The sequence below is a fragment of the Rikenella sp. genome (assembly GCF_056799795.1).
Genome location: NZ_JBQIQO010000047.1, coordinates 1 through 13,712 on the forward strand (window position 1 = coordinate 1; position 13,712 = coordinate 13,712).

Below are 13,712 nucleotides of genomic sequence, written 5' to 3' on the forward strand. Positions count from 1 at the left end.
TTCGCTTTCAAATCGCGTGCGTTCTTGTTCCATCTCGCGGCCCACAATGGTTAGCCGGGCATTGTCAATCCGAGGCATGACTTCGCGGCAGAACCATTCCAGACCGTGCACATTGGCAAAAAAATTAAAGCCTACAAAAAGCAATTCTAACGGCTTTCCGGTCGGCGAAGGCGCATAAGATGCTCCGCCGTTATCAGTAAAAGAAGTGGGTAGTAAAAGATCGATCGATTTGCCGTACAGTTTTCTGATATTTTCTGCATCGCGGCTATTCATCGCGATTAATTGATCGCTGTATCGAACGGCCATATGTTCAGCCTTACGGCTCGAAATCAAGTTGATGTATGTCACTGCGGATCGATCGATGCGGTACATACTTTGGTGATACTGTGCTTCACAATTGTGAAAGAACGTAATAACCCGGGCCGCAGGAGCCGTTTTTTTTGCTACTTTAGCTACAGCACCGAATAATGACTGATTGAGAAACACTATGTCGGGCTGTTGAGCCGCAATCGTCTTTTTAATCTGTTCAAGGTAGGCCGCACTTAATCCTCCGACTACCACCCGTAGCCTGTCTCGAAGTTTGCCCCACATAGACACGCGCGCCTTTGGACTGTCAGGATCTATATAAAGAACAGATAAGTCGCTAAATGTATTTTTGAGCAAATTTATATTGCGTTGATTGATTGTCCCACCGCCCGTTTTGTTGCGAATTACGTATGAAATGATCAATATTTTTTTTGAACAATTACTCATAAATGGTATGGCCTGACAAGTCTGATTACAAAAGTACAAATTTCGCCCCAATTAGGAATTGGCAAACCTTTGTATCTTTGTATCGTCCAAAAGACAGTTGTGAATGAGTAAAAATTGCCGGGTATCCGTAGTGGTGCCATCTTATAATCGTGCCCATATCTTGAAGCGGACCTTGCCTACCTATTTGCAGGAATATGTGGGAGAAGTGATCGTCGTGGATGATGCTTCGACTGATCATACTGCCGAGGTGATACGCGAGTTAATGGCTCAATATCCCCAGATCAGATATCTTCGCAATGAAGTTAATTCAAAACAAGGATTCACTAAAAATCGAGGTATTGCCGCTGCTCGATTTGAGTATATCTATTTTGGTGATGATGACTCGATTATCTGTCCGGGTACGATTGCGCGGCTTTTGGATACATTGCAAACCTATGATGCTGATATTGTCGGTGCTAAAGCTCTATACGCGCTGCGAGAAGAACAAATCTTTAGAATTCAGGATTTTGTAGCGGCTAACGACCGTTTGGCTGACGATCCCAAACAGATCATTGACCTGAGCACAATGCGGGTCGATTTTTCGTTGTCGTATAAAGAGCCGCTTGAAGTACCTTTCGTACAAGCTTGTTTCCTGGTTTCCACTCAATTGGCTCGCAATCTGCAGTTCGATACCTGCTATCAAGGGAATGCTTACCGTGAAGAAACCGACTTTTTGATCCGGGCTTCTTTGGCGGGTAAAAAGATCATGTATGATTCAACAGCCGTACAGGTCAATTTGCCACGTACGGCCTCGAGCGGCGGTGCACATGCCGGGACTTCGGAGGATTGGTATCGTTCGGCGGTAGAAAACAATAACTATTTTCTTGACAAAAACTATGCAGCTATGCAAGCCAAATGGGGCTTGCCCAACTCCATCGAACAGATGCGTATACTATTTGACGCAGAAATGACAGCTCGTTATCGGGCAGAACATCGCTACGACTGGCTTCGTAAAACGGGACTTTACAAGCCCCTCAAAGCAGTTAAGAATTGGATTGGAAAATAAACGAAATATGAAAAACATACTGATTACAGGAGGGGCCGGGTTTATCGGCTCAAATTTAGCTCTGTCGCTTATCAAAAAAGGATACACAGTCACGGTGTTGGATAATTTGAGTCCTCAAATTCACGGAGACGATCCCAAACACACCTCTCCACTTTTCAAAAGTATCGAGAACAAGGTGCGTTTTATTGAAGGATCGGTGACTGAGCGTGGTGTGTGGCTCGATGCGCTCGAAGGTCAAGACGCAGTGGTGCACCTGGCAGCTGAGACGGGGACCGGGCAATCCATGTATGAAATCGAAAAATATACATCTGTTAATGTTGGCGGTACGGCCTTGATGCTCGACATTTTGGCTAATACGAAGCATTCGATACGAAAAATAGTTATTGCTTCTTCACGTGCTGTTTATGGTGAAGGCAAATACCACTGCTCTTGCTGCGGTGATGTTTATCCGACGGAACGCAGTGACGAGGCCATGCAACACGGTAATTTTGAATGCACCTGTCCACTGTGCGGTTCGTCCGTTGAATTGAGGCCGACAGACGAAGAGAGCAAAATCCATCCTACATCGATTTATGGGCTTACCAAGCAAATGCAGGCCGAAATGGTGCTCGTAGCCGGTAAATCTCTCGGTATTCCTGCAGTGGCTTTTCGCTACCAAAACGTTTACGGTCCTGGCCAGTCGCTCAGTAATCCCTACACGGGTATCCTATCTATCTTCAGCACGTTGATCAAAAATGGGAAAGATATCAATATCTTCGAAGACGGGAAAGAAAGCCGCGATTTTGTCTATATCGATGATGTAGTAGCTGCCACGATCCTCGGGCTGGAACGGGACGAGGCTAATTATCATACATTCAATGTCGGGGCAGACAAACCGATTGATGTGATAACAGTAGCTCGGACACTTCAGCAGAAATACGATTCAAACGTCGAAATCAAAGTCTCGGGCAACTATCGTTTGGGTGATATTAGGCACAATTACGCCGATTTGACGCTCGCTACCAAATTGCTGGGCTATACTCCTTCGGTGTCGTTCGATCAAGGTATCGGTCGTTTTGCAGCATGGGTCGATAGTCAAGAAATACAGGCCGATCGTTATGAACAGAGTATTGAAGAGATGAAGAGCAAAGGGCTCTACAAATAGATCTTTGTATGTCTCTTTTCTATTGCTTGCCGAGCAACCAAAAACCAAGTGTTTTGTGTCGTTCCACCTGTTTGGCCAAGTAGACCGAACCCGCCAGTGTAACGGTGGTTATGACTATCGTTTCCAGCCAATAGAATCGCGGAGTGTTCCAAATTCCGACAATCAGGCATATCCACGCATAATTTTGGATATAGATCTCCATCGTGTATCGCCCGATGGTTTGACCAATGCGGTCGGCATGCCAATGATTCGCAAGCATATAGAAAAGCGAGAAACAAGCCGCGATTAGCGTTAGTGGCACCGTATATCGCCATATGAACAGTAAATATTTGTTTTGGGCGATAAATGCCAAATGTGGGGAGTCGACCGACCTTGAAGGGTGCCACATACTACCCATCGCTACTCCTGCTGCGCAAAGCGTTATAGTTAATCCCCAACTGTTTTTGACCGGGTTCAGTCGCTTGTATTTAGAGATAAAATAACCACTGAAGAAAAAGAAGAAGTACCAATTAACCCATCCGAGTTCAAATATTTTGAGGTGAACGGATTGCATGATTGCACATATGGCTATCGCCGCCACGGCTTGTAATGTTTCAGGCAGTTTGAGCAACGTATAAAGTAATACGTAACATAAAAACATTGAGTAGAAGAACCACAGGAACCCTTGTCCCATCGCCAAATATCTCCAGTAACCGTCGTCCCATCCTCCGTTGATAACCCATAAATAGAGCGTATTCACTACATTCCACACGACAAACGGAATGAGTAGTGCCAATGTACGTTTTTTGAGTTTTGTAAGTGTTCCGTCAAAAGTCAGCCAAGCAACCCAGCCGCCGACAAACATGAAGAGCGGCATGTGGAATGAATAAATCAATCGGAACCAATAGTTGTCTGCAAAAGCCGCATTATACTCATAAAATCGCATAATGCAGTGCCCCACAACGACCAAAAAAATGGCGAATCCGCGGATATTATCGATCGTGCGGTCACGAGTGGTAACAGTAAAGTTGTTCATTGATTCAAAATGCGGTCCAGCAACAGAGTGAGCTTGTTTGCGCCTGATTCCAGTAGATGATCCGCATCCTTGAAATCATCATCACAGAACAGTTCGTTATCAATGAAATTATAGTAACTTATATTGGAATGTGTTGCTACGATTTGTTGAGTTGTCTGTAAGATCGTATTCCACTGAGCCGAATCCATTGCATCACGAAATTTACGTGTAACGGGAGGCGTGTACAGAATCATCGAAATTCCCCGTCCAGCACACCGATCGGCCATTTGCTCAATCATCCGTGCACAACCCGCCATACGTTGGGCCATGTATTGATCATTGATCTTCCGGTAACCCGTAGCCACTCTCGTTCCATTATTCCATCCGTCTCCTGCAGCTAAACGCCGTTCGATGCTCAAAGCGCAAAATCCATTGGGACGACAATCAAATTCGATGTCTTCTTTATGATCAATATAATGTTGTTTAATCTTGCGTAGTGTTTCCCGGAAGTTCCACATTTGAAAGTGATACTCGGGTTTCATGGGGTAAGGGTATTTTAGAAATTGGGCATAATAGACATCCCGTCCCACACCGATATATGCTTCCAAATCAGTGGAAAAAGTGAAATAAGTAATTGGTAATATGACATATTTAAGTTCAGACATTGCTCCGGCATACTTGTCAAACAGAAACTTGTCGTAATTGAGCGGTTGAGCTGAATTGGCCAGATTGATTGCAGGTAGGCTAAGTGAATCCGGATTGATATGGCAATACGCTAACGATGAACCGAGTATCAATACTTGAGCTTTGCTGCTATATTGTTCGATTAATTCAGCTTTGTAAGCATACGAATTCGGAATGTGTCGTACTGTCCACTCCAATAACGTAAAGCAGATGATTATCGGCAGAAGAAATAAAAGTGTGTATAGGATAAATTTTTTCATTGTTTTCTAAAACTGAAAGTAAATAAAAGTCGCTTGTTGGCCTCCAGCCAAAGCGATCGCGGTGACCACTGCATAATAAATCGCCCAGCGTACAATTCTGTTGTGCGGCAAACATTGGAGTGCGAACTGATTTCGTCGACCGATCCATTCGACCATCATTAGTATCGTTGCAAATAGCAGCGCTTTTTTGCCCCCGACTGGCATTGAAAACAGCGAACGATTAAACATATGTCCTATATAATCGAATGCTTGTCTGATATTCTCTGCGCGGAAAATAATCCAACCGATTACAGCTAATGCAAAGGTTGTCACCATCTGTATCGACTCTCGGAATGACGGGAACGCTGTGTTCTCGGCTACTACGCCAGTATATTTACGATTTCGTCCCAGCAGAAGCAAGGGTGCAAAAAGTAATGCATGATACGCACCCCAAATGATAAACGTCCAATTAGCCCCATGCCATAGTCCGCTGACCAGGAAAATTACCATTGTGTTGCGAAACGATTGCCATTTGGTACCTCGGGAACCTCCTAACGGGATATAGATGTAGTCTCGAAACCATGTTGTCAGCGAGATATGCCACCTTCGCCAAAACTCTGCAATATCTCGGGAAAAGTACGGGTAATTGAAATTACGCATCAGATTGATGCCAAACAAGCGTGCCGTACCGATTGCCATGTCGGAATACCCTGAAAAATCGCCGTAAATCTGGAACGTGAATAAGATCGCTCCCAATAGTAATGTGCTTCCGCTCTGATTCAGATAGTTGGCAAATATCTCATTGACTGCTACCGCACAGTTATCGGCCACGACGATTTTTTTGAATAACCCCCAGAGTATTTGCCGCATACCATCCACCGCTTTGACATAATCAAATTGCCGTTTGACATAGAACTGAGGTAACAGTTGGGTTGCCCGTTCGATAGGCCCTGCGACCAGTTGCGGGAAAAAGCTCACGAAGGCGAAGAAACTAATTGGATCGTGTGTCGGTTCTATCTTGCGTTTATACACATCAATGGTGTAAGAAAGTGCCTGAAAAGTGTAGAACGAGATACCGACCGGCAGCAAAATATCGAGTGTCACCCAATCCAACTCGGTGCCGAAAAAACGGAAAATACGAATGAGATTCTCTGAAAAAAAGTTGAAATATTTAAATAAGCATAGAATCAGGAGATTCAGTATGATATTAGCAGCTGCAATAATTTTTGCATGTCGTTTGTCACGGTACTTTTCAATCAGCGTGCCACTCAAATAGCTGCAAACGGTCGTAAGTGCGATTAGCAAGAGAAAACGCCAGTCCCACCAACCATAGAACAAATAACTGACTCCAACGATAAAGAGATTCTGTAGCCTGAGTTTGTGATTGACAACGAACCAATAAATGCAAAAAACTATGGGTAAAAAGATCGCGAATTCAAAAGAATTGAATAACATTCAGTGTCCGTTTAATCGTTCGATTATCCGCACCAATAAATATCCTGACTACAAGCGAGGCATATTTAGTTAGTGAGTCGGAGTATCAAAGAGTTGCAAAGGTACTTATAATTTCTAATATCCCTCCTTTTATAGAGCCGTTTAACGAACGTTTTTTAGGATGCAGGAATGGCTCTTGAATGATATTTCAAAGTAAATCTTATTGTCTTTGTTGTAGTTAAATGCAGGGTGATTTATAGATTATTTGGTGTAGAATATATGTTCTTCCTTTGAGGGTGGTTTGTAAATTTCTTGAAAGGGCTTATTCGATCTTCGGAATGCTTGTGATCGACGACGTTCGGACGCTGAATCCGAACCTTCAGCTGATTTTGGCCACCCATTCTCCGGCCTTGGTGATGAACGGCTGGACAGACCGGGTGACCGAGATCAGCGACATCGTTCATCCGATGGCGGAATAGCTCTCCGCCATCGGATCGTTTCGGACCTATTTGCGCAAGACATCCACCGGATTGGCTCGTACCGTTCGCCAGGACTGCCACAAGACCGAACTTCCGGCAATCAGCAGCGCCACCGCTCCCGCCAACGCGTAGATCGTCCACGACAGCGGAATCCGATAGGCATATCCCGCCAGCCACCCCCTCATCAGATACCCGATCACCGGCACCGCCACGACGAAAGCCACCCCGACTAATTTCAGAAACGCCGCCATCACTCGCGTCAGCGCCTGTCGGGAAGTCGAGCCGAACACCTTCCGCACCGCCACCTCTCGTTCCCGCTGGCGCATGAAGTAGGTCGCCATAGCCAGCATCCCGAGGGCCGAAATCACGATCGCCAGCAGCGCAAATACCCCCACCATCTCGCCCATCCGCTGTTGGGTGCGATACTGGTTGTCGATGTCCTGTTGCAGGAAACGGCCATTGAAATAGTTCCCTCCCGCATGACGGTTGTAGACCTCCGCGATGCGATCCATCACAGCCCAGCCGGCGGCGGGTGTCACCCGTATCAGCACCTGTCGCCCCCGGTACTCCGGAATGACGCACACCACCGCCGGAAGAATCGGTTCGGTGAAGTTGTCGGCGTGAAAATCCCGCAAAAGACCGGCAATCGCAAAGTTGTAGCGAGGATTCTCGCCGCGGGTATATTCCGTCGCGTCTTCCGCCAGCTCCAGATCGCGCCAGGCCGTCTCCGTCAGCCAATATCGCCTCCCGTCCGCATTCACCCGGCCCGTCTCCCGCAGCGGCACGATGCCCAGCACATTCAGAAAAGCCGAGTCGCCGTTGAAACCGGCCAGATCGTGTAACCGCTGGTCGAGATCGTAATGGCCATACCAGCCATTATAATGACCGATACCCGGAAGATTGTCGGCGAACGAAACGGCCGTCACGCCCGGAATCGACATCAATTCGCCTCGTACAGCGTCCCGTTGCGAGGCGGTAAACCGATTTTTACAGATGATTACATGCGCGCTGTCGAACCCCAGGTCGCTGTGCCGCATGAAGTCCAACTGCCTCCCGATCGTGATCGTGCAGCCGATCAGCACGATGGTGATGCCGTACTGGAACGTGATCAGTATCTTGCTGTAGACCATCTTGGTCTGCCGCCGGAAAGTCCCCCGGACGATATCGATCGGTTCGGTACGCGTCAGCACATAGGCCGGCACGAGTCCCGAGATCGTCCCGATCAGTCCGACACCGACCAACGCCAGGACGACATTCCCGGTCGTAAAGCCCTTGGCGACCGAGATGTCGCTCTGCATGACGGTTCGGAACCACGGTTCTGCCGTCGAAGCGAGCAGCAAGGCGATCCCGAACGAGACGAGGCAGAGCAGCAGCGACTCGACGATGAATCCCGCGAACAGACTGCCTCGCGACCCTCCTAAGAGCCTCCGCATGGCGACCTCCTGAGCCCGGAATCCGCTCTGGGCCACCGACAGGTTGATGTAGTTGATGACGGCGAAAAGGAGGATCAGCGCGGCCGTCGCGCCGAGAATCAGCAGATAGGTGCGGGTGTTGGAACGGGTGCCTTGGCCGGGAATCGGACTGAGGTAGACCTCTTTCAACGGGCACAGCCGCGGATGATTGATGTTCTCCGACCGGAAAAGATCCAATTGAAGATCCTCCAGAAAAAGGCGGTTCAGCTCTGCGGTGTCGAGCCGGGTCGCAAGGTCGCTGCCGGGCCGGCCCAACAGATAGAGTCCGAAGTCATAGTTTCCGTTGATGACAGCCATCAGGGACGGGTCGTCTATTCCATACGCGACGGCGAACGCCTTTTCGACCGGCAGCAGGATGTCGGAGCTCCGGAAAACGGTGTGTTCGAAGTCTTCCACCACGCCGCCGACCGTGAAGTCGTGCTTGCCGATGTGCAGCGTCCGTCCCGTTGCCGACTCGTTTCCGAAGATTCGCCGGGCGAACCGACGGGTCAGAACGACGTCGCGCGGGGTCTGCATGGCGGTAGCGGGCGACCCCTCGACAAAGGGATAGGAGAAGATGGAGAAAAAGGAAGAGTCGACGAAGAGTCCGTCGGCGGTGTTCTCCTCGGCGGTGAATCCGGCTATGGGCGCGACGGTGAGGTCGCAAGCGTAGATGCGGGTAACGGCTTCGATTTCCGGATACCGTGCCGCCACCGCGGCCCCCAAAGCGGGCGGCAGGTTCGATCTTTCGGCGTATTCGAGCCGGAAGATCCGCTCCTTATTGGCCTGAAAATCATCGACCGACAGTTCGTCCTGTACGTATAGCCCGATGAGTACGACGAAAGCGAGCGATACGGCGAATCCGAAGATATTGATGGCGGTAAAGAGCTTGTTCCGTTGCAGGAAGTTCCAGAAGGCCTTCAGTTGGAGAGAGTTGCTCATAGGGAAACGAGATTGATTTCGCTGATTCCGAGCCAGAATCGTGCCGTTCGATTCAACGTCCTGATCCCGAGCGGTTTCGCAAAACTCTTTTCGGGCCGGAGTGTCTAATTTCTTGACACCAACTGTCTAATTTTTGGACAATCCCGACCGGTCGCTTGCCGCTCACAACTCCGCGACGAAGCGTTCGACCAAGGCGCACATCCGCGGCGTCGCCTCACGACCCGCGGCGATCACCTCGTCGTGCGTCAGCTTCACCCCCGTCCCCGTCAGCACGTTCGTGATCAGCGAGAGGCCGAATACGCGAACCCCCCGGTGCCGCGCTGCGATCACCTCCGGCGTCGTGGACATCCCCACCGCATCGCCGCCGATCTGGCGGAAATAACGTACCTCGGCCGGCGTCTCGTAGCTCGGCCCGGTCGTCCCCACATAAACCCCCTGATGCAGAACCGCTCCCTGCGTTTCGGCCACCCGATGGGCCTGGGCGATCAGCTGCCGGTCGTACGGCTCGCTCATGTCCGGAAACCGCACGCCCGCCTCCGGATCGTTCGGCCCGATCAACGGGTTCGGAATCAGGTTGATGTGGTCTTCGATCGCCATCATATCGCCCGCCGCGAAACGCGGGTCGAGGCCGCCCGCCGCGTTCGACACGATCAGCGTGCCGATCCCCAGGTCGCACATCGCCTGCACCGGCAAGACCACCTCCCGGATCGGATACCCCTCGTAGTAGTGCACCCGCCCCTCCATCGCGATCACCCGACGACCGCCCAGCACTCCGTAGATGAAGCGCCCTTTGTGTCCCTCGACCGTCGAGCGTGGAAAGTCCGGTATCTCGCTGTAACTCAATGTGGAGTTCACTTCGATGCGCTCGGTCAGCGCGCCTAAGCCGGAACCCAGCACGATACCGACTTCGGGCGGGGTCGAAGGGCTGATTCCCAGTCTATTCCGGATGAAGGACGTTGTATTTCTGATTTTCTCTGGCATATTGTTCCAATTGTCGCCGGAAGTCGCTCTCCCGGTTTTCCAAGAATTCCACGCGAATGGAGACGTAGTAGAGTCTCCGTTTGAAGTCGTCGCTGATTTTCCGGCTGTTCATGAGCCGGACGGCGTCTTTCTCGGTCACCACCACGACGGTCTCGGGCGGACAGCCGGACAAGGCCTCTTCGGCGGCGTGTATGTCCTTCATCTTGAAGGTGTAGTGGTCGCGGAAGACGAATGTCTGCCGCAGGTCGTAGCGGGATTCGAGCCCGGCCAGAAAACGGGTCGGGTTGGCGATCCCGACCATGGCGATCACCGGCGTCCCTTCGGGCAGCGTATCCGGCTGGCCGTAAGCCGGATAGAGCGGCTTGGGAGGCTGCGAGACCATCCGGGTGAAGTAGAGGCTTTGGTACGGATAGAGGTCGAGGTTCTTGCTGACGATCCGGTAGTCGAGGGGTTTCATCTCCTCGGGACACTTCGTGACGACGACCATCTGGGCCCGCGAGAGTTGCGCCGGGCGGTCGCGCAGCCGGCCGAGGGGCAGCATCCGGTCTTCGTAGACCGGGTTGTGGTAGTCCATCAGGACGATGTTGACCCACGGTTCGACGTAGCGGTGCTGGAAGGCGTCGTCCAGAATGATGAGGTTGACTTCGGGATGGGCTTCGCGCAGCCGTTCGATCCCTTCGACGCGCCGTTCGCAGACGGCGACGGGAATGTCGGGGTACTTGAGTTTGATCTGTTTGGGTTCGTCGCCGACTTTCTTGAAGGAGCTGGTCACTGTGGCGAGCAGGAAGCCTTTGGTCTTCCGTTTGTAGCCGCGCGAGAGGACGGCGACGCGGAACTCGCTGGAGAGCAGCTCGATGAGGAGTTCGGTGTGGGGGGTCTTGCCGGTGCCGCCGACGGTGATGTTCCCCACGCAGATGATGGGGATGTCGAATTCGCGGCTCTTCAGCACGCCCCAGTCGAACAGCCGGTGGCGGATGTCGATCACGCCGCCGTAGAGCCAGGCTAACGGGGCGGCCAGTATTTGTCCGAGCAGTTTCAATGTGCTATTATATTGGTTACAAGTCGGTTGTGCGGTGTCTCCGGGGGGCTCGCGCGGCGGGGTGAAAACGGGAGGGCGGAGGCGGGAAGTTACAATAAAATGTTGTAACTTTTAAACAGAATATAGTAACTTTATTGTAACATTTATACATAATCGGTGCGAGAAGTAGTCGTAGGGCCGATTGTGTTACAACATGGGGTTTATATTCGTTCACTTTTTTGCTCAGTAGCGCCATTCGAGGGTGAAGGGCATGGAGGCCTGGATGCCGCTCCGGGGGATCAGGGGCCGGAGGTGTTCGAGTTCGCGGTCGAGCAGGCGGGGGCCGGTGGAGGCAGAGGGGCTGCTGCCGAGGCCGAGGCGGGCGACGATGCTGCCGCTCAGCGAGCCGAGCAGGGTGGCGAAGGTGGGGTCTTCGGGTTCGGGGTATTGCCGGATGGCGTAGTCGGTGTCGGAGAGGCCGGCTCGCTGGGCGGCGAGACGGATGGCGTCGCGAAGGGTGCCGGTGGCGTCGGTCAGGCGGTGTTCGGTGGCTTGGAGGCCTGTCCAGACGCGTCCGCCGGCGAGGGTGTCGACGGTGTCGAGGCCGAGGCTGCGCCCTTCGGAGACGACTTGCAGGAAGCGGTTGTAGACGCTGTCGACGCCGTTCTGGATATAGAGGCGTTCGGCGGGGCTGAGGGGACGGAAGGGGTTGCCCATGTCGGCGCCGGGGGCGGTGCGGACGCCGTCGGAGGTGATGCCGAGGTGGCGGGAGGCGCCTTCCTGGAGGTTCACGACCAGACCGAAGACGCCGATGGAGCCGGTCAGGGTGGTGGGGGCGGCGAGGATGTAGTCGGCGGCGCAGCTCATGTAGTAGCCGCCGGAGGCGGCGTAGTCGCCCATGGAGACGATGACGGGTTTTTCGGATTGGCGGAGCTGGCGGACTTCGCGCCAGATGATTTCGGAGGCGAGGGCGCTGCCGCCGGGGCTGTTGACGCGCAGGACGACGGCGTGGATGTCGGGATCGCGGCGAATTTCGCCGAGGGTCTCGGCGAGGGTGTTGCCGACGATCTGTTCGTTCGGGTCGCCGGCGTCGACGATGTCGCCGGAGGCGTAGACGATGGCGATTCCGTTATCGGAGTCGGGATTGCCGAGGAGGTCGGCGGTGGGGGTGGCGGGGTTGCCGTGGTAGTCGGCGAGGGGGATGAGGCGGGGGTCGTCTGATGGGTCGTCGGTGTTGTGGCTCAGGGTGTTGAGTCGGTCGCGAAGTTCATCGCGGTAGAGGAGGCTGTCGACGAGCCGGAGGCGAAGGGCGTCCCGGGGGGTGGCGACGGCGAGCCGGTCGGCGTAGCTTTGGAGGCTGTCGGGGTTCAATTCCCGGGACTGGGCGATCTCTTGGCACAGGTAGTCCCAGGTGGAGTGGGTGATGGAGGTGAGTTGCTGGCGGTTTTCGTCGCTCAGCCGGTCGAGGATGAGGGGTTCGCCGGCGCCTTTGAAGCGGCCGTGGCGGATGAGGTCGACGCGGATGCCGAGTTTGTCGAGGAGGCCTTTGTAAAACAGGACGTTGGCGGAGAGTCCTTCCCAGGCGAGGCCGCCCTGGGGGTTGAGGTAGATTTTGTCGCCGATGGTGGCGAGGTAGTAGCTGCCTTGGGAGTAGAGGTCGGCGTAGGAGATGATGAATTTGCCGCTCTCGCGGAAGGTGGTCAGGGCTTGCCGGAGTTCGTAGAGGGTGGCGAGGGAGGTGGGAAGGGCCATGGGCAGCTCGAGGTAGATGCCGTCGATGCGGGGGTCTTGGGAGGCGAGTTCGATCCGGCTCACGGCGTCGAGCAGGGTGGTCTGGTGCCGGAAGCTGAGGGCGCTGTAGTCGAACAGGGCGAGGGCGTTGTCGACGGGTTTGTCGACGATGGGGCGGGAGAGGTCGATGTGCAGGATGCTATGGGGTTGCAGGTGGCTCTTCCCTTTCTGGCTCCGCGAGCCGGAGGAGCTGAGCACGCTGAGCAGTCCGGCGAATACGAAGAGGCTGAACAGAAAAAAGAAGATGCCGCTCACGAGGATGGCGAGCAGGCTGGCAAAAAAGGTCTTGAAAAAGGAGTTCATGGGTATTTCTTTGACTTTTAGGTCGTTGTATCTGTGGTTCTCGGGCTGGGGCTGCCGCTGCCGGTTGCTTGGGGTAGAGGCTGCCGCGTTGGTTAAGGCCGTTGACAGGTTGAGGATGCGTCAGCATCCGTCTAAAGTTTTTTCGGTTCCTTTTGTTCACAACCGACGCTGCCAGCGAGTGCAATGCAAACGTAGTTTGCAAATTGCCGAGCGGCGAGGAGGAAGGCGAAGCCAAAAGGAACAGTTCCATTCGGGGCAGTGCCTAGACGCGCGCCGCCGCCTAAAGGAGCGATTCAACTATTTCGGCAATGAGCCGAATATAGATGAATCGCGCGAGGCGCGCGGAAACGCGGCGGAGCGACAGCGGAGCCGCAATGATGCCGACACGGGGCAGTCCTTTGGGCCGTGAGTTAGTTGGGCTGAACTGTTGGCCGAACTTCTGCGACTCGCAGAG

At 52.9% G+C, this 13,712-nt stretch carries 10 protein-coding genes and 1 pseudogene; 3 read left to right on the forward strand and 8 right to left on the reverse strand.

Features of this window, described 5'->3' with window-relative positions:
- On the reverse strand, positions 1 to 729 hold a 729-nt coding region (locus tag ACTO3O_RS09185; protein WP_482596719.1), incomplete at its 3' end, for a glycosyltransferase family protein.
- Between the two features lie 127 nt (positions 730 to 856).
- Here ACTO3O_RS09185 and ACTO3O_RS09190 point away from each other — a divergent pair.
- Entirely contained in the window at positions 857 to 1,798 is a 942-nt protein-coding gene (locus ACTO3O_RS09190; RefSeq protein WP_297830193.1) for a glycosyltransferase family 2 protein, read from the forward strand.
- Between the two features lie 7 nt (positions 1,799 to 1,805).
- Positions 1,806 to 2,942 (forward strand): NAD-dependent epimerase/dehydratase family protein, encoded by a 1,137-nt coding sequence (locus tag ACTO3O_RS09195; RefSeq protein WP_297830195.1) that lies wholly within the window; start codon positions 1,806 to 1,808, stop codon positions 2,940 to 2,942.
- A gap of 19 nt (positions 2,943 to 2,961) precedes the next feature.
- On the opposite strand, the gene ACTO3O_RS09200 is transcribed toward ACTO3O_RS09195, so the two are convergent.
- Genes ACTO3O_RS09200 through ACTO3O_RS09210 form a run of 3 tightly spaced genes read right to left on the reverse strand, consistent with a single transcriptional unit; the run spans position 2,962 to position 6,314 of the window.
- The gene (locus ACTO3O_RS09200) at positions 2,962 to 3,957 is read right to left on the reverse strand and encodes an acyltransferase family protein (protein ID WP_297830197.1); all 996 of its coding nucleotides are present in this window, start codon (positions 3,955 to 3,957) and stop codon (positions 2,962 to 2,964) included.
- Entirely contained in the window at positions 3,954 to 4,880 is a 927-nt protein-coding gene (locus ACTO3O_RS09205) for a hypothetical protein (protein ID WP_297830199.1), read from the reverse strand. The genes ACTO3O_RS09200 and ACTO3O_RS09205 overlap by 4 nt, the downstream gene beginning before the upstream one ends.
- Before the next feature lie 6 nt (positions 4,881 to 4,886).
- The gene (locus tag ACTO3O_RS09210; RefSeq protein ID WP_297830201.1) at positions 4,887 to 6,314 is read right to left on the reverse strand and encodes an MBOAT family O-acyltransferase; all 1,428 of its coding nucleotides are present in this window, start codon (positions 6,312 to 6,314) and stop codon (positions 4,887 to 4,889) included.
- A gap of 335 nt (positions 6,315 to 6,649) precedes the next feature.
- Between ACTO3O_RS09210 and ACTO3O_RS09215 the strand changes: the two are divergent.
- A pseudogene (locus ACTO3O_RS09215) lies at positions 6,650 to 6,772 on the forward strand (AAA family ATPase); the annotation flags it as partial.
- A gap of 26 nt (positions 6,773 to 6,798) precedes the next feature.
- Here ACTO3O_RS09215 and ACTO3O_RS09220 read toward each other — a convergent pair.
- From ACTO3O_RS09220 to sppA, 4 genes are all read right to left on the reverse strand, one after another.
- On the reverse strand, positions 6,799 to 9,165 hold the full coding sequence (locus ACTO3O_RS09220) for an ABC transporter permease (protein ID WP_297830204.1): 2,367 nt from the start codon (positions 9,163 to 9,165) through the stop codon (positions 6,799 to 6,801).
- Positions 9,166 to 9,327: 162 nt separating this feature from the next.
- Positions 9,328 to 10,146 (reverse strand): purine-nucleoside phosphorylase, encoded by an 819-nt coding sequence (locus ACTO3O_RS09225; protein ID WP_297830206.1) that lies wholly within the window; start codon positions 10,144 to 10,146, stop codon positions 9,328 to 9,330.
- Positions 10,103 to 11,185 carry a tetraacyldisaccharide 4'-kinase gene (lpxK, locus tag ACTO3O_RS09230; RefSeq protein ID WP_294593212.1) on the reverse strand — a complete coding sequence of 361 codons (1,083 nt, stop codon included), beginning with the start codon at positions 11,183 to 11,185 and terminating at the stop codon, positions 10,103 to 10,105. Before lpxK ends, ACTO3O_RS09225 begins: the two co-directional genes overlap by 44 nt.
- A 222-nt stretch (positions 11,186 to 11,407) precedes the next feature.
- Entirely contained in the window at positions 11,408 to 13,258 is a 1,851-nt protein-coding gene (gene sppA, locus ACTO3O_RS09235; RefSeq protein ID WP_297830208.1) for a signal peptide peptidase SppA, read from the reverse strand.
- Between the last annotated feature and the right edge of the window lie 454 nt (positions 13,259 to 13,712).